The following is a 16,506-nucleotide window of genomic DNA, read 5'->3' as shown; positions in this document are numbered from 1 at the left end:
TTGGCCGGTTCCGGCGCCGACGGTGGGAGTTTTAACCCCTGTCGATAGAAAGCGGGGCATGCACGGTGCTCCGTACTGGCAAACGACGCCGTACACGATTCCCATCGGAATCGGTGCGCTCCTCTTTGTCGTCCTCGCCGCCTACCTCTTCCGCCGCCGGACGGAGCGCCGCCTCGTGCCCGGCGCGACCCTCGGCGCGCTCCTGTTGGTCGCGTCCGGGCTCTGGATGGGGACGTACGCGCTCGAACTCTCCGTGACCGACTTCTCGACGAAGGTGCTGTTGAACCAGCTCGGCTACGTCGGCATCGCGCCGCTGCCCCTCCTGTGGTTCGCGTACGTGTTGCGCCACGCCGGCGTGAAACTGAACTCGCGGGCCGCGTGGGTCGCACTCGGGTCCGTGCCGGTCGCCGTCGTCGCGCTCGTGGTGACGAACCCGTGGCACGGGCTCATCTGGACCGACCTCTGGGTCGACGCCGACCACGGCTACGCCGTCCTCGTCAACGAACACGGCGTCGCGTTCGACGGCTTCATCGCCTACGCCTACGCGCTCATCCTGCTCGGGTGCGGCGTCCTCGGCCGGACGCTCCTGCGGGCCGACGGCATCTACCGGAAGCAGACGCTCGCGCTCCTCGGCGGCGGTCTGGTCCCGGCCGTCGGCGGCGTCGTCTGCGTCGCCGGACTGAGTCCGGTCCCCGGTCTCGACCTCCCCGTGTTGGCCTTCTCCGTCACCTCGGCCGCCGTCGCGTGGAGCGTCTTCCACCACCGGCTGTTCACGCTCGTCCCCGTCGCGTGGGAATCGGCCGTCGAGTCGATGCACGACGCCGCGCTCGTCCTCGACGGCGACGGGCGCGTCATCGACGTCAACCCCGCGGGCGAGCGGTTCCTCTCGCTCCCCCTCTCGGACGCCTACGGGCAGTCCGTCGCGCGCGTCCTCCCCACGGAACTGGTCGACGCGTTGGGCGGCGTCCCGACCGCTGGGTCGGAGGCGGAGGCGACCCTCACGACGGAGGACGGCGAGCGCGCCCTCCTCGTCGAGACGACGCCGCTGGGCGACGAGTCCGACATGTCGGGGTCGCTCGTGCTCGTCCGCGACGTGACCGAACGGGTCGAACGCGAGCGACGGCTCGAACGCCAAAACGAGCGGCTCGACGAGTTCGCGTCGGTCGTCTCCCACGACCTTCGGAACCCGCTCACCGTCGCCCGCGGCTATCTCGAACTGGCGGCCGAGACCGGCGACGCGGAGTACTTCGAGCGAATCGAGAACGCCCACGACCGGATGGAGACCATCATCGAGGACCTCCTCACGCTGGCGCGGGAGGGCGAGACGCTCACGAACGTGACGCCGGTCGCCCTCCGAACCGTCGCACAGGAGGCGTGGGACGGCACGGTCGTCGGCGACGCGACCCTCGACGTTCGGGTCGACCGGACTATCGCGGCCGACCGCGGCCGCCTCCGCCAGCTGTTCGAGAACCTGTTTCGGAACGCCGTCGAGCACGGCTCGACGGGCAGTCGGGATACTCCCGACGACGCCGTCGAACATGGTTCCACGGGCAACCTGACTGCGTCTGGTGACGCCGTCGAGCACGGCTCCGACGGCGGCTCGCTCACCGTCGTCGTCACGGGAGTCGACGGCGGCTTCACCGTCGAAGACGACGGCTCCGGCATCTCCGAGGCGGAGCGCGCCGACGTGTTCGAGCGAGGGTACACGACCCACGAAAACGGGACGGGCTTCGGCCTGCCCATCGTCAAGACGATTGCGGACGCCCACGGTTGGTCCGTCAGCCTCGGCGAGTCGGACGCCGCCGGGGCGCGGTTCGAGTTCACCGGAGTCGAGACCGACCCCGAGCCCGCGAACGCGGAGCAGTCGACGAGCGACTGAGCGCGCGACGAGGGGTCGGTTGCGACGTTCGCCACATTTTTATCTGCGATAAGGCAACAGCGGGGCATGGTTACGGTCCGCGCACCCGCCACGAGCGCCAACCTCGGAAGTGGGTTCGATGTTTTCGGCGTGGCTCTCGACCGCCCCGCCGACATCGTGCACGTCGAACGGGCGGACCGGACGACAATCGAAGTGACCGGCGTCGGCAGCCAGTACATCCCGACCGACCCCGACCGGAACGTCGTCGGTGCGGTCGCGGAGGCGCTCGACGCCCCCGCGCACATCCGCATCGACAAGGGCGTCCGCCCGTCGTCCGGCCTCGGGTCGTCGGCGGCGAGCTCGGCCGCCGCCGCGGTCGCGCTGAACGAACTGTACGACCGCGGCCTCTCCCGGGAGGAACTCGTCCCCGTCGCCGCCGAGGGCGAAGCGGTCGTCTCCGGCGAGGCCCACGCCGACAACGTCGCGCCCGCACTCCTCGGCGGCTTCACCGTCGCGACCGACGAGGGCGTCACGACCGTCGACGCCGACATCCCGCTCGTCGCCTGCCTCCCCGAAATCGCCGTCTCGACCCGCGACGCCCGCCGCGTCGTCCCGAGCGACGCCAGCATCGAGGACATGGTCCACACGGTCGGCCGGGCGGCGACCCTCGCGGTCGGGATGTGCCGCCGCGACGCCGACCTCGTCGGCGCGGGGATGGACGACCGCGTCGTCACGCCCGCGCGGGCGAAACTCATCAACGGCTACCACGACGTCCGCGAGGCCGCCCTCGCTGCGGGCGCGACCGGCGTCACCGTCTCCGGTGCCGGCCCGTCGGTCCTCGGCGTCTGCCAAGCCGCCGACCGCACCCGCGTCGCCGGCGCGATGCTCGAAGCGTTCGACGAGGCCGACGTGGCCGCCCGCGCCTACAAGACGCGGGTCGGTCGCGGGGCCGAAGTATTCGAATCCTGAGTGGTACAGAGAGAACCACTCGCACACTCGCATCTCGCCTTTTCTCGCGCCTGAGTCACTGTAACGCGTTGTCGCGGCCGGTGATAACACGATTCCGAGAAGACTTTTCTCATTATCACGATATATTCGAATCATGGAACGAGCACTCGTCGTCGTCTCCCCCGAAGAACGGTCGCAGCGAATCCTCCGCGAGGCGGGCGAACTCGCCGCCGGCAGCGGCGCGGAACTCGTCGTCCTCACGGTTCTCCCGGACGAGGAGTTCGAGCGGACCCGCTCGGCGCTCGCCAGCGTCGGCTCCTCGGACGTGGTGTACGGCATCGACCAGGCCATCGAGTCGGCCACCCGCCGCGCCAAGCGCGTCGCCCGCGAGGCGTTCGAGGGGCTGGACCTCGACTACCGCATCGTCGCGGACATCGGCCCCGAGGCCGACACCATCTTAGAGACGGCCCGCTGGGAAGGCTGTGACCACCTCTTTATCGCCGGTCGCCGCCGCTCGCCCGCCGGAAAGCTAATCTCCCGAGACATGACGCAGTCGGTCATGCTCAACTTCGACGGCCCGGTCACCGTCCTCCTCGGCGAGGCGTCGTCCGACGACGCGAAGGGGAACGAAAAGGGGAAGTCGGGACTCCTCGCCTGAGAGCGGAGCGCCGAGACCGAAGAAAAGTGGAACCGGAAGGAATCGAAAACCGAGACGGTGAGTCAGTCGGCGGCCGCCGGATACCGCCGCGTTAGACGCCGCGGCCCTGAAGTTTGTCCTCGTCGGCCATGCCGACGTTCGCCTCGCCCTTCATGCCCTTGCCGATGCCGGCGGCGATGTCGGCGAGCGTGTCCGGGTCGTCCCAGTTGTTGACAGCCTCGACGATGGCCTCGCCCATCCGTTCTGGGTCCTCCGCGCCGAAGATGCCGGAGCCCACGAAGATGCCGTCGCACTCGTGGTACATCATGAGCGCGGCGTCCGCGGGCGTGGCGATGCCGCCGGCCGCGAAGTTGACGACCGGCAGGCGTCCCATCTCCGCCGTCTCGTGGACGAGTTCGGCGGGCGCTTCGTGCTCGCGGGCCCACTTCTCGCGCTCGTCGAAGTTGAGGCCGGTCAGGCTGCGAATCTGGTGTTTGATGGTGCGCTGGTGGGTGACGGCCTGGTTCACGTCGCCCGTGCCGGCCTCGCCCTTGGTGCGAATCATCGCCGCGCCCTCGTTGATGCGGCGGAGCGCCTCGGGGAGGTTGCGCGCGCCACAGACGAACGGCGAGGTGAACTCGCGCTTGTCGATGTGGTAGTCGTTGTCCGCCGGGGTGAGCACCTCGCTCTCGTCTATCATATCCACGCCGATGGATTCGAGAATCTGCGCCTCGGTGTGGTGGCCGATGCGGGCCTTCCCCATCACCGGGATGGAGACGGCGTCGATAATCTCCGTGACCGTCTCGGGGTCGGCCATCCGGGAGACCCCGCCGCGCTTGCGGATGTCGGCCGGGACGGCTTCGAGCGCCATGACGGCGACCGCGCCGGCTTCCTCCGCGATTTTCGCTTGCTCTGCGTTCACGACGTCCATGATGACGCCGCCCTTCTGCATCTGGGCGAACCCGCGCTTGACGAGTTCGGTCCCGCGCCGAAGTTCCTCTAGGTCGGTCTCCTCTGGCATATCCGTCGCTTGCGACCGGGTTCACTTAAGCGGTCGCTTCCACGCGCCAACCGTTCGCATTCCGCACAGGTCGTGTTTCGCGGTCGACGACACCGGCCGCAGTCACCGAGACCGGCATCACTTTTGCGTCCCCCCGCTTCGGCGTGGGTATGGACGCGGCGACCCGACTACGCCGACTGCTCGACGACCCCCGCCGACTCATCTGGGACGACGGCCTCCCGGCGGGAACCGACCTGCCGCGGTGGCTCGCCCCCCTGCCGGAGTGGCTGGAGAACTTCGGCCTCAACATCGCGTGGCTCGTGGTCGTCATCAACCTCGTCGGGACCGCCTTCGGTTTCTGGTACTACGGCTACCAGTTCGGCATCGAACCGACCGCGATGTGGCCGCTCGTCCCCGACAGCCCGGTCGCCACGCTGTTTATCGCGCTGTCGCTCGCGCTCTGGAAACTCGGGCGCTCGAACGAGTACGTCAACGCCCTCGCCTTCTTCGGCTGTCTCAAACTCGGGCTGTGGACGCCGTACGTCCTCCTCGCCTTCAAAGGCGACTTCTCGTACCTCCACTGGGCGATGTACAACTTCCTCTTCTGGAGCCACCTCGCCATGGTCGTCGAGGCCTTCCTCATCCAGCGGTACGCCGAGTTCCCGACCCCCGCCGTCCTCGTCGCGGTCGGCTGGTACGCCCTCAACGACCTCTTGGACTACTTCGTTCCCATCGTGGGCACGCCGCACCACACCCTCATCCCGGCCGAGCCGGTCGTCGACGGCGTCGTCCAGCACGTCTCGCCCGCCCACGAGTACGCCGCGGCGGGCGCGGTCCTCCTGACCGTCGCGGCGACGTTCCTCGCGCTCGCGACGCGTGTCGCAAAGCTCGAACGGGGCGTCGTGGATTGAATCGGACGTAGCCTTTTGCCTCGCCCCGCCCAACCGACACGCCATGAGCCTCTTCGACCGCGTGGTCGACCTGCCGGTGACCGTCGAGTCCGTCTCCCGCGACCGCTTCGAGAGCGACACGTCGAGCGGCTTTCTCCGCAAGACGACGGTGTTCTCGCTCGCCGGCGACGGCGCGGTCGGCCGCGGCGAGGACGTGACCTACGACACGGAAGACCACGACGCTCTCGCTGACGCCCCCGAAGACGCTTTCGACCTCGCCGGGAGCTACGATTCCTTCGCCGCCTTCTCCGCGGCGCTCGACGGCGTGGACCTGTTTCCGACGAAAGCCCCCGAGCGCGAGACGGCCGAACACTACCGGCGCTGGGCGCTCGAATCCGCCGGCCTCGACCTCGCGCTCCGGCAGGCCGACACCGACCTCGCGTCCGCCGTCTCCCGCGAGCGCGACCCGCTCCGGTTCGTCGTCAGCACCCGTCTCGGGAACCCGCCGTCGGCCGACCGCGTCGAACTGCTCGCCGCCCGCGACCCCGACTGCGAGTTCAAACTCGACCCGACAACTGACTGGGACGATGAGCTTGTGGCGTCGCTCGCCGCCCGCGACCGCGTCCGCATCCTCGACCTCAAAGGCTACTACGAGGGGACCGACGTGGACCAAGCCCCCGACCCGGAACTGTACGAGCGCATCCTGTCGGGGTTCCCGGACGCCGTCGTCGAGGACCCGGCGTTCACCGACGAGACGCGCCCGCTGTTCGACGGCCGCGAAGGCCGCGTCTCGTGGGACGCCCCGATTACCGGCGTCGAATCCGTCGAGCGCCTCCCGTTCGAGCCGTCGTGGCTGAACGTCAAACCCTCGCGGTTCGGCACGGTCGAGTCGCTGTTCGACACCATCGAGTACGCCGACGAGCGCGGGATGTCGCTGTACGGCGGCGGCCAGTTCGAACTCGACGCGGGGCGCGACCACATCCAACTGCTCGCGTCGGTGTTCTATCCCGACGGCCCGAACGACGTGGCCCCCCGCGAGTACAACCTCCCCGACCCGCCGGCGGACCTGCCGACGAGCCCGCTCGTGCCGTCGGCTGACCCGTCCGGCCTGGAGTTCTGACGCCGCGACTCGGTCGGAGAAAAAACGACGACCGCCCGCCGCCTACTCGTCGCTGTCGGCGTGGGCGCGGACCCACAGTTCACCGATGCGGGAGAGGCGCGTCCGGTAGGACTTCCCGCGTTCTTCCTGTTCGATGTAGCCCTTGCCGCCGGGGCCGAGGCGGTCGACGTTGTAGATAACCTTCGACCGGAAGGAGTCGGTGTACTCCTCGTTCATCTCGCGGGCGAGCGCCTCCGCGAGTTCGGAGACCGACCCGAACTCGCCGTGCTCACCGAGTTTGAACAGGATGACCTCCTCGAACGGCTTGACGTTGGAGAAGGAGGCCACCGGGAGTTCGACGATGTGGCGGCCGTCTATCTGCTTCGCGCCGATGGTCGTCCCGCGCTCGTCGAACTCCGACAGCAGGTCGGAGGTGGCGTCGAGGCGCTCGCGGATGCGGTCGGCGTCGATTTCGCCGGAGTCGAGGAGGTCCTGGAGAAGGGCGCGCTCGGTCCGCAACTCCTCTGCGAGTTCGGTTTCGAGGTACTTCTCGGGGGCCGTGTAGTAGGTGTGGATGCGCTCGCGGTCGGCCTGTCGCTCGACCATGATGGAGTGGGCGGCGGTGGCGAAGGCGAAGGAGACCGGCCGGGGCATCGCGCTCACGTTGACCCACACCTCGCCGGGTTCGTCGTCGTCGCCGCGGAGTTCGTCGTCGGCGTCGAGTTCGGCGTTGATGAGGTCGTACGCCTGCTCGAACGCCGCGTCGTAGTCGTACACGTCGTCGACGATGACGCGTTCGGTCTCCGCGCCGAGGAGGTTCTCGAAGTCCTTTTCGAGCTTTCCCGAGAGGTTCCGCGAGTACTCGACGTTCGCCTCGCTCCCGACGGCCCCCTCGAGGAGGATGACGCGGTCCACGTCCAACTGATCGCGGATGAGCGGCGCGATGAGTCGGTCGTAGTCGAAGCCGACGGGAACGATGTGCGTCTGCATACGTGGTACGTGGGTGGGGTAGTTATAAAAACTCCAAGACTCGATTTAGAAGATGGTTCGCGGAGTCTTTGCAACAAAATAGATTAAATTGACGACTCAAACACCGTTTTGAAAATAATACGCATGTTGCAATCAGCTCATCTCATCTGGCAAATAGTAGTCAACAACCATCTCTTCCAATTCCTCGACTGCATTTATAGTCTGTTTAACTGTGTTTGAAAAATTGTCAAATTTTGGAAGAATATGTGAATGTGGATGATGTACAATCACGTTTCGGGCAGTTCGTGCAGTACTCATGTGGCTATGTACATGTCCCTTAATTACACCTGTCCTCAGTAACAAATCCTCCCGCTGCCGCTGGTTTAAGTTCTGTCGAAGAAATCTTCTTGACCGTTCAGTTTGGAATTCAGTATCGAATACGTATCCATATAGCAGTTCAATCGACCGCTGTTCAATTACAGAGTGGGAGAGTGTAAAAAAGACCAACACAATCGCACCACTCTCTCCGGAAAGTCCACTCTTCTCTTCAAATTCAGGGATGACCTGGTCTTGGATTGAGTCGTGTAGGGTTCTCAATCCAGGAACAACAGAAAGTCCGTGAGGGCCAGTAGTAATACCAAGGTCAAAGTGAGCACTCTCAGACATTGTATATTGCTAGGTGACTGCTCAGAAAAACATGTCGCCGAGAACATAATAATGTGTGAGATTTTAGTCTCAGTACCTCACAAAGCATCCTCGCCTAGCTGTCTCTGAAGCCTGAATTCTGTGGCCGAGCGGTTGCATTGGCGGTCTCGACGACAGAATCATGGACGGATCGGCGGAGAGCCGTCGCTGTCGGCGGCGGCTGCCGCCGACGCGACAGCGTCGCCACTCCCACCGTTGGCTAGCCCGGTCGGGAGTTACCGGTGGAACCGGTCGTCCGGTGGCCGGTTCGCGGGGACGGCCCGACGCGTCGCGAGGGCCGTCCACGCTGCCCGTCGGATCATGTTGATGAACTCCTTGAATGGCCACTGCCAGAGGCGACGCCCGCCTCGGCGGGGCGTCGCCACGTACTCCCAGTGCAGATACCGCCACACGTTCTGTAACAGCAAGCTCACCACGACGTACAGCAGCCGTACAACCGGATTTTGTGTCGAGGTCGTCGCGATACTTTGTTCAGAGAGTCGATAGCTTGCCTCGATACCGAAGCGTTTCGCGTAGTGGTATCGAGCGTCTCGTGGTGAGTCGATGAACGGCGCGTCAGCGGCGTAGCCGTGACGCGCCACCCCATGTTCGTCGTACCGTCCGTTCTGGTAGGTACAGTCGATGTAGACGGGGAACTCGACGGTCCAGCTGTGACCGTCGAGTCTCGCCGTCAGACTGTGCTGAATCACGCGACTCCACCCTTCTGAGAGTTCTTGCTTGATTGATTGTCCCCAGCGGACGATCGGCATGACGTACGCGTGGTTGTGCGCCTGAAGCAGCGTCAAACACTTGCTGTCGTAGAATTCGCGGTCAAGATAGACGGCCTTGACACCGAGGTCAAGGCCGTCGAGAATACTGAGGAACTCTGCGAGGACACTGCTGGCGGTGTCGCCGTCTTCGAGACGGCGCACCGCCAGCGTGTAGCGTTTGTTCTTCACGCGTGCGTACAGCGTCGCGTACGCGTGGAACGCGGTGGTTCCACGCTTCGCTTGTGAGTGATACAGGCCGTCCGTGTCGTCTTCGTCACCATAGTAGGGCCGCAGGTGGAGGTCTGCGCAGACCTCCACCTGCTGGGGAAGGACGTCGAGAACGTCTTTCTGGAGGAGCATGTTGCCAACCTGTTCGAGCGTTTCTAGATCGAATTTAGTGCGGAGATGGTAGAGAACGGAGTTTTCGTGGGGTGCATCTTCGCTTCTCTCACAGAGCGTTGAGACCGAGGTCCCGTCGGCGCAGGCGCCGACGAGGACCTCGTAGATGTCTTCAGCATCGAGTTCAGCGTTTTCAGCGAGTGAGAGAGCAACTTCCTCGTCAAGAGAGTTGACGAGGAAGTTAAGGAGCTGGTCCTCGTGGATTTCATCGTCTGCTTGCTGGGTTTTAGACACACCTTCTGCAAGCAGACCTTCTAACTAAACGGCTTTGTGAAGTACTGAGTCTATTATAATATCTCATCTATTGCCGGAGTTGGAATACACCATATGAAGCTTATTTACTATGTCCTGGATGGTCTTTCCCACACCAGCCACGCCGCAACCCCACCGACGAACGCGACGCCCAGATTCACCGCGACGCCGACGACGCCGATGGCGACCACGAGGGGGTAGCCGTCCGCGCGGGACAGACTGGTCAGACTCGTCCGCGCCAGTTGCAGGCCGATAATCGCCAAAATGACGCCGAGCATGGCGACCGGGTAGGCGGCGACCACGTCCGCGGCGAACAGGGCGACGACGACGTAGCCGACGCCGAGAATCACGTTCGCGCCGGCGGTCCGCGCGCCGAAGGCGTACTTGCCGGCGACGCCGCCGCTGCCGTGGCACATCGGAAAGCCGCCGAGAGGGACCGCGAGAAGGTTCATCGCGCCCATGCTGGTGGCGAGTTCGTCGGCCGAAACGTCGCGGTCGAAGTAGTCCGCGAGCAGGACCGACGTGGCGAGCGCGGCGTTGCCGACGGTCATCGCCAACTGGGCGACCGCAGCCTCAACGACGGCGAACGAGAGGTTCCCGAACGAGAATAAACCGGCGTCCCGGACCGGCGGAACGGCGAGCGACAGGTGGCCCACGTCGGAAAAAGCGACCGCGCCGCCGACCGCGAGGACCGCGAGGGCGCTCACGTTCGAGCGTCTGGTGAGGAGGGCGACGGCGGCGACGGCGACCGCGAGGCCGGCGAGCGGGAGGTCGCCCGCGCCGAGTTCGAGACCCGTCGACAGGAGGACGAGCGCGACGCCGAACTGGACGCCGCGGACGACCGGCGCGCCGATGTAGCGACTCACGCGGCCGAGCGAGCGCGTCCGGCCGATAGCGAGGAGGACGACGCCGAGGCCGAACCCGGCGAGGAGCGCTTCGCCGGCCGTGACCGTCTCCGCGAGGACGAGCGCGGCCAGCGCCTTCATCGGTTCGACCGACAGCGGGGCCGCGTAGTACAGCCCCCAGACGACCTGAAACACGCCGAACCAAACGAGCACGACCGCCAGCGAGAGGTCCGTCAGGCGGGCGACGGCGACGACGATAGGGAGGACCGTAACCGAATCACCCACCGCGCCGGTGAACTCGTGCCACTCGAAGTCCACCGCGAGCTCGTCGCCGTACGGGAAGGAAACGCCCATCGAGATGGGGATTCCGCGCCGACGGGGAAATGTATTTGCGTAATCGTAAGCCGGAACCGTCATCGGCCAGCGAAACTGAAATAAGTTACGTTGATTCTCGCAGGCGTCGACCCCGACGCTCACTCGAACGTCGAGAGGTCGAAGTGGACGCCGCCGCGGAGGTAATCGATACCCATGAACAGCATCACGGGGGCGAGCAGGAGCGCGGACAGCCCGCCGAAGTAGGGGTCGCCGCGGGCGTCGAGGACGGACGACAGGCCGTTGGCGAGCACGGCCAGCCCGAAGCAAACGTAGCCCGCGCCCGCGACGACGTGCCACCGGAGCGTCGTCGATCCGAGAGCGACCGATTCGCGGATGCCGGCGACGACCAACAGCACGCCGGCGGCGGTAAACAGCGCGAACCGGGCGAACGAAACCGGGTGAGCGGGCGCGCCGAGAAGCACGAGGCCGACGGCGATGAGCAGGTCGAACACCCCGACGACGGCGAGAAATCGGCGGTCCATGTGCCACCGTCTCGGCGGGGATATGAAAATCTGACTACAGCTTCGTGGACGGCCGGCGGCGAACGCGACGACCACTCACCGCGTCGCCGACAGGTCGGCCGACTCGACGACGGTTGCGAACTCCCGGTTCAGGTGCGCCAGCGCGGTACGGTGCATCTCGTCGGCCGAAAAGCGCTCGCCGTCGTGGCCTTCTCGGTCGAACGTCGCGGTCGCATCCGCGGGGAGGTACACGTCGAAGCCGAGGTTCTCTGCCATCCGCGTCGTCGTCGAGACGCAGTGGTCGGTCGTGAGGCCGCAGACGACGAGCGTCGAGTGGTCGCGCTCGCGGAGCCACGCTTCGAGGTCGGTCCCGATGAAGCCGCTGTTGACGCGCTTCGTGAACACCGGTTCGCCGTCGACGGGTTCGGCCTCGGGCTTCCACGCGAAGCCTTCCCCGTCACTTCGGAGCGGCGAGTCGGGCTCGGCGGAGTCGTGTCGGACGTGGACGACGGGGCGGTCGGCCGCGCGCCACGCCGCGAGCAGGTCGGCGACGCGCGCCTCCATCTCGGGGTTGTTGCGGTCGCCCCACGCGGGGTCGTCGAAGCCGACCTGCATGTCGATGCAGACGAGCACGGCGTCGTCGGGGAGGTCGGCGGCGGTCATCGCTCACCCTTCGAATCGGACCCCGCCATCAGTCGTCCGCCGGGGCCGTCGGCACTTTCGGGTGCTCGCGGGTGATGCGAATCGGGCACTCGTCGGGCGCTTGCGACTCGTCGGCGGAGAACATGTACTGCGGCCACTCGCGGTCGCCCTCGACGCCCCAGTCACCGAGGTCGGCGTGGGGGCAGACGCCGTCGTACTCCTCGATGCGGTTCTGGATGACCGCGCGGGCCTGCTGGCCGGCCTCGGTGTCGGCGGTGATGCCGTCGAACAGCGCCCGCGGCTGGAAGGTGATTTCGAGGCCCCACGGGCAGTAGCGACTGATGCGCTCGTCGTAGAACGGCGCGCGGGTGGTCGGGAACATGGGCTCGCCGCCGAAGGAGAACTCCCACGTCGGGTCGTCGGGGTCGGTCGGGATGTCCGCGGGCCACGGCTCCGGGTCGTTGACGTGGAGGAACTGGAGGATGTGCCAGAGGCGTTCGTGGTAGTCGGCCTCGGTGAAGTCCGCCGCCGGCGGCTTGAAGAACGTGACGAGCGAGCACGCCTCGGAGTAGTCCGGGTACACGTCGAGGTATTCGAGGAGGGTGTCGCGGAGCGCCAACAGCGCGTCCTTGTCGGTCATCGAATCCACGAAGGTGTAGAGGGCGTCGCCGTTGCGCTCGGACTCGATGCCGAAGTAACACGGGAACGGCGCGCCGTCGCGGTCGCCGAGCATCGTCTCGCGGAACGTCTCGTAGTGTTTTCTCGCCCAGTCGGGGAGGTCGCCGTCGTCGAGGCGGTGGCGGAGCACGTCCTGCTCCATGAGCACTTGGTGGCCCGACTCGTTCATGCGCGCCAATTGGATTCAGCGGCTTTGAGGGTTCGGGTTTGGGGGGCGAACACGACCCTCGAAACCGCGGGTGACGACCCTTGTCGCCATCCGCGAAGCCGCCGTCGTCTCCGCCCTCAGAGCGGGCAGTCGAGTTTCAGGTACCGCGTCTCGTATCCCATCGACTCGTAACACGACCGGGCGGCGTCGTTGTCGGCGTGGACGCTCAGCGCGGCCCGTTCGCACCCGCGGTCGCGGCCCCACTCGTGGGCCCGTTCGAGGAGTTCCGTGCCGACGCCCTCGCCCCGCGCCGCGGGCGCGACGTAGAGGTCTTTCACCTTGGCGACCGGCCCGCGGGCGAACACCGGCGGCGACTCGGACGCGGCGACGGTGACGTAGCCGCGGAGCGACCCCGCGGCGGCGTCCGGTCGCGCTCCTGACTCCGCCGCCGACTCCGCGTCCGCGACGGCGACGAACGTCTGAACGCCCTCGGCGTCCACCTGCTCGCCCCGGTAGTCGAGCGCCTCGGCGCGGGCATCGACGTCCTCGGCCAGCGCGTCGTAGTCGTCGATATCACCCATCTCCTCGGCGAACGGGAGCCACAGGTCGTCAACCAGCGCGTCCACCTCGTCGGCCTGAAGCGGTCGAATTCCCATGAGTCACCGACGACTCGTGGGAATGTCAGAAGGGTAACTGTATTCGGCGGTCGCCGGCGGCGAGTGTCGGCCGCCTCACTCGATTTCGAGGCCGCCCGCGTCGGCACCGTCGTCAGCGCCCTCGTCCCACTCCAGTTCGAACTCGATGCTCAGTTCGTAGGGGCCGCCGGCGGGGCCCTCGCGCTCGGCTTTCACCTCGAACGTCGGTGATGCGGGCGGCTCCATCGTGACGGTCTGGTCGCCGGCTTTCAGCGTAATCGGCTCGCCCGCGTCGAGTTTGTCTGCGACGGTGCGGAGGTACGACGCGATTTCGGCGCGGGCCTGTCGGTTCTCGGACTCGAACAGCACTTCTTCGGGCATGGAGTGGAGGTTACTCGCGCAGGCAGATAAGGTTCGTTGCGGAGCAGAGCGGACCGGCGCGACCCGGCGTCAGTCGGCCCGGAGGCCGTCGGTGAACCGGGACTGGTTTTCCTCGGGCGCGGCGGCGGTCATCGCGGAGACGCCGACGGTCAGAAGCGCCGACAGCGCCATCCCCCAGAGGGCGTAGTCCCACGTGAGGTAGGTCGCGCCGAACAGCGTCACGGAGCCGACTTCGACCGCGGGGACGAACACGTGCGCGAGGTAGAACGCCTGCGAGCCGAGGATGCCGGCGAACATCCCCGTCCGGGTCGTCTTCGCCCAGTAGAGCGCGACAATGACCGGTAGGGCCATCTGGGCGAACCCGCCGAAGGCGGTGTCGCCGACGGAGACGAGCGTGCCGGGCCGGAACAGGCTGGCGACGAACGTGAGCGTGGCGAACAGGGCGACGCCGATGCGGGCCAGCCACGCCTCGCGGGCGTCGCTCGCGTCGGGGTTGACGAACGGCCGGTAGAGGTCGCGGGTGAAGTACGACGACCCCGAGAGAAGCATCGAGTCCGACGAGGACATCATCGCGGCCATCGCGCCGGCGACGACGAGCGCGGCGAACCACACCGGCGTGTACTCGTTGAGGAGCACCGGAAGGACGTTCGCGCCCTCGGGGACGGCGACGCCGAGCCCGGCGGCCCACGTACCGAGGATGAACGCGGGGACGAACAGCAGGACGACGAGGACGGGCCACAGCGCGAACGAGCGCTTGAGGACCGCGCCCGACTTGGCGACGAAGAAGCGCTGGTTTATCTGCGGGAACATCGCCACGCCGAAGGCGATGGTGACGGCCGACGCGATGATGTACTGCGGCGAGTAGAGGCCGCCGCCGAGCGCGAGGAACTCGGGTTTGTTGATCGCGAGGGCGTTCGACAGCGCCGTGGGGCCGCCGGCCGCGGCGGCGACCCAGCCGACCGCAAGCCAGACGACGCCGAGCATGAACAGCCCTTGGAGGGTGTCGGTCCACGCGACCCCGCGGAGGCCCGCGATGACGACGTAGGCAATCATGAACACGGTGATGCCGGCCGCGCCGGCCCAGTAGGGAACCATCCCGTTCGTCAGCCCGACGATGGCCTCGCCCGCGCCCATCTGCTGGAGCATCACGTACGGGAACAGCCAAAACAGGCTGATGCCGGCGACGACGGCGCGCAGGCGGGTCGAGCCGAAGCGGTCGCCGAGCATCTCGCCGAGGGTGACGTAGCCGTGGGCGCGGCCGACGAGCCACTGCTTGTAGCCGACGACGTACCAGAGGATGGCGAACAGCACGCCGTCCATGACGCCCATCACGAGAATCCACTCGGGGCCGGCCCGGTAGGCGAGGTCGGGGCCGCCGAAGAACGTGAACGCAGAGAGGAGCGTCGCAAACGTGGTGAACAGGAGGACGACGGTCCCGATGGAGCGACCGGCGAGGTAGTAGTCCTCCGCGTCGCGGCTGGTCAGGCGGTAGGCGAGCAGGCCGACCGCGAGCGCGACCACGAGGTACGCGCCGACGACGCCGAGTTGGATACCGAGCGCCGAGACCATCAGCGACCCTCCCCGACGATGCCGCGGTCCCACGCCGTCCGGGTGAACAGGTGGAAGACGACGGCGGTCAGCCCCATCCAGCCGATGTGCCACCAGAGCCACAGCGGCAGACCGGCGAAGACCCGGCTGTCGCCCCAGAGGAACCACGGAACGGCGAACGTCACGAGGATTGCGAAGACGGCAACCCAGCGGTAGTCGATGCGCACTCGCGTCATTCGTAGGAACGATAATCGATAACGATGCGTAAATCTTACTCTATTGACCTACGTTACCCCTGACTGAAGAACTATTTTCTTCAACAACGGGTGTCGAACGACAGTGTTCTCCCCGTGTCGCGGTCGCGTCGCGGGTGGCGGTCCCGTCGGTCAGTCGGTCGGCCGCGACGGACCGAGCGCCGAAACAGTTTCCAGCGGTGCGGACGAGCGGACGCACATGAACTTCGGCATCCAGCTCTACTCGCTTCGAGACCTCGACGAGTCGACCGCGGCGCTCGTGCGCCGGGCCGCGGACGCCGGCTTCGACGGCGTGGAGTTCGCGGGCGTCGACGACGCGGCGGCGGTCCGCCCGGCCCTCGACGACACCGGGGTCGGCGCACCCGCCGCCCACGTCCCCATCGAGGACCTCGAAGCCGACCTCGACGCCGTCTGCGAGCGCTACGGCGCGCTCGGCGTCGAGACGCTCGTCGTTCCGTTCCTGCCCCCGGAGGCGTTCGCCGACGCCGACGCGGTCGACGAGACCGCACACCGGCTGGACGACCTGACCGCGAAGTGCGACGACCGAGGCGTCAGACTGCTCTACCACAACCACGACCACGAACTCGTCACGGTCGAGGGCGAACCCGCGCTCGACCGGCTCGCCGAGGAGTCGGGAATCGGTTTCGAACTCGACCTCGCGTGGATTCTCGCCGCCGGCTACGACCCCGTCGCGTACATCGACCGCTACGCCGATCGAACCCCGGTCGTCCACCTGAAAGACGTGGTACTCGACGCCGACGCGAAACGCGGCGGGCGACCCGTCCCGCTCGGCGAGGGCGAACTGGACATCGACCGCTGTCTCGCGACCGCCGGCGACACCCCCGTCGAGTGGGCCGTCGTCGAACACGACTTCCCCGACGAGCCCGCGGCGTTCTGCCGGGACGCCGGCGAGTTCGTCGCGGCGTACCGAACTGACGAGGAGGCGTAACGAATCGGGCGGTCGGCGGCGGTCGCTGGCGGCGGACGGAACGCGGGGATTCGCCGGCGACGGAGCGGATTTCGGGGACGAGAC

Annotated in this window: 18 protein-coding genes; 6 read left to right on the top strand and 12 right to left on the bottom strand. The window is 66.8% G+C overall.

Translation table 11 applies throughout. From position 1 onward, the window contains the following. The first annotated feature begins 58 nt into the window (after nucleotides 1–58). From HVO_RS15960 to HVO_RS15950, 3 genes are all read left to right on the top strand, one after another. Nucleotides 59–1,879, top strand: coding sequence for a histidine kinase N-terminal 7TM domain-containing protein (locus HVO_RS15960; protein ID WP_004042229.1), 1,821 nt, complete (start codon nucleotides 59–61; stop codon nucleotides 1,877–1,879). A 66-nt stretch (nucleotides 1,880–1,945) separates the two neighbouring features. Further along, nucleotides 1,946–2,827, top strand: coding sequence for a homoserine kinase (locus tag HVO_RS15955; protein ID WP_004042228.1), 882 nt, complete (start codon nucleotides 1,946–1,948; stop codon nucleotides 2,825–2,827). A 133-nt stretch (nucleotides 2,828–2,960) separates the two neighbouring features. Beyond that, nucleotides 2,961–3,464 carry a universal stress protein gene (locus tag HVO_RS15950; RefSeq protein WP_004042227.1) on the top strand — a complete coding sequence of 168 codons (504 nt, stop codon included), beginning with the start codon at nucleotides 2,961–2,963 and terminating at the stop codon, nucleotides 3,462–3,464. A gap of 91 nt (nucleotides 3,465–3,555) precedes the next feature. Here the strand turns inward: HVO_RS15950 and pdxS are convergent, their stop codons facing one another. Then, entirely contained in the window at nucleotides 3,556–4,464 is a 909-nt protein-coding gene (gene pdxS, locus HVO_RS15945; protein WP_004042226.1) for a pyridoxal 5'-phosphate synthase lyase subunit PdxS, read from the bottom strand. Between the two features lie 149 nt (nucleotides 4,465–4,613). On the opposite strand from pdxS, the gene HVO_RS15940 reads away from it, so the two are divergent. Together HVO_RS15940 and HVO_RS15935 are read left to right on the top strand one after the other, a co-directional pair. Next, a complete protein-coding gene (locus tag HVO_RS15940) occupies nucleotides 4,614–5,354 on the top strand; it encodes a DUF1405 domain-containing protein (protein ID WP_004042225.1) in 741 nt (246 codons plus the stop codon). A 43-nt stretch (nucleotides 5,355–5,397) separates the two neighbouring features. Beyond that, nucleotides 5,398–6,453, top strand: a complete 1,056-nt coding sequence (locus HVO_RS15935; RefSeq protein WP_004042224.1) for a hypothetical protein — start codon at nucleotides 5,398–5,400, stop codon at nucleotides 6,451–6,453. Between the two features lie 42 nt (nucleotides 6,454–6,495). Here HVO_RS15935 and HVO_RS15930 read toward each other — a convergent pair whose 3' ends face one another. The 11 genes from HVO_RS15930 to HVO_RS15885 form a co-directional block, all read right to left on the bottom strand. Then, nucleotides 6,496–7,422 (bottom strand): HFX_2341 family transcriptional regulator, encoded by a 927-nt coding sequence (locus HVO_RS15930; RefSeq protein WP_004042223.1) that lies wholly within the window; start codon nucleotides 7,420–7,422, stop codon nucleotides 6,496–6,498. A gap of 132 nt (nucleotides 7,423–7,554) precedes the next feature. Beyond that, nucleotides 7,555–8,067 (bottom strand): hypothetical protein, encoded by a 513-nt coding sequence (locus tag HVO_RS20635; RefSeq protein ID WP_144064050.1) that lies wholly within the window; start codon nucleotides 8,065–8,067, stop codon nucleotides 7,555–7,557. A gap of 254 nt (nucleotides 8,068–8,321) precedes the next feature. Beyond that, nucleotides 8,322–9,488, bottom strand: coding sequence for an ISH3 family transposase (locus HVO_RS15925; RefSeq protein WP_013035191.1), 1,167 nt, complete (start codon nucleotides 9,486–9,488; stop codon nucleotides 8,322–8,324). A gap of 107 nt (nucleotides 9,489–9,595) precedes the next feature. After that, on the bottom strand, nucleotides 9,596–10,705 hold the full coding sequence (locus HVO_RS15920; protein WP_004042222.1) for a putative sulfate/molybdate transporter: 1,110 nt from the start codon (nucleotides 10,703–10,705) through the stop codon (nucleotides 9,596–9,598). Between the two features lie 119 nt (nucleotides 10,706–10,824). Beyond that, nucleotides 10,825–11,208 carry a hypothetical protein gene (locus HVO_RS15915; protein ID WP_004042221.1) on the bottom strand — a complete coding sequence of 128 codons (384 nt, stop codon included), beginning with the start codon at nucleotides 11,206–11,208 and terminating at the stop codon, nucleotides 10,825–10,827. 75 nt (nucleotides 11,209–11,283) lie between these two features. Beyond that, a complete protein-coding gene (locus tag HVO_RS15910; protein ID WP_004042220.1) occupies nucleotides 11,284–11,850 on the bottom strand; it encodes a cysteine hydrolase family protein in 567 nt (188 codons plus the stop codon). 28 nt (nucleotides 11,851–11,878) lie between these two features. Further along, nucleotides 11,879–12,676: a YqcI/YcgG family protein gene (locus tag HVO_RS15905; protein WP_004042219.1), complete on the bottom strand. Its 798-nt coding sequence runs from the start codon at nucleotides 12,674–12,676 to the stop codon at nucleotides 11,879–11,881. A gap of 116 nt (nucleotides 12,677–12,792) precedes the next feature. Further along, entirely contained in the window at nucleotides 12,793–13,311 is a 519-nt protein-coding gene (locus tag HVO_RS15900; protein WP_004042218.1) for a GNAT family N-acetyltransferase, read from the bottom strand. 75 nt (nucleotides 13,312–13,386) lie between these two features. After that, nucleotides 13,387–13,671, bottom strand: a complete 285-nt coding sequence (locus tag HVO_RS15895; protein ID WP_004042217.1) for an amphi-Trp domain-containing protein — start codon at nucleotides 13,669–13,671, stop codon at nucleotides 13,387–13,389. 69 nt (nucleotides 13,672–13,740) lie between these two features. Further along, complete coding sequence (locus tag HVO_RS15890; RefSeq protein WP_004042216.1) at nucleotides 13,741–15,240, bottom strand: sodium:solute symporter family protein; 1,500 nt, start codon at nucleotides 15,238–15,240, stop codon at nucleotides 13,741–13,743. Next, nucleotides 15,240–15,455, bottom strand: coding sequence for a DUF3311 domain-containing protein (locus tag HVO_RS15885; protein ID WP_004042215.1), 216 nt, complete (start codon nucleotides 15,453–15,455; stop codon nucleotides 15,240–15,242). The genes HVO_RS15890 and HVO_RS15885 overlap by 1 nt, the downstream gene beginning before the upstream one ends. A gap of 217 nt (nucleotides 15,456–15,672) precedes the next feature. On the opposite strand from HVO_RS15885, the gene HVO_RS15880 reads away from it, so the two are divergent. Next, nucleotides 15,673–16,422 (top strand): sugar phosphate isomerase/epimerase family protein, encoded by a 750-nt coding sequence (locus HVO_RS15880; RefSeq protein WP_013035581.1) that lies wholly within the window; start codon nucleotides 15,673–15,675, stop codon nucleotides 16,420–16,422. Nucleotides 16,423–16,506 lie beyond the last annotated feature (84 nt).

The sequence above is a fragment of the Haloferax volcanii DS2 genome (genome assembly GCF_000025685.1).
Taxonomy (GTDB): domain Archaea; phylum Halobacteriota; class Halobacteria; order Halobacteriales; family Haloferacaceae; genus Haloferax; species Haloferax volcanii.
The sequence above is the reverse complement of the archived record's forward strand: the minus strand, read 5'-3'. Positions and strand labels throughout refer to the sequence as shown.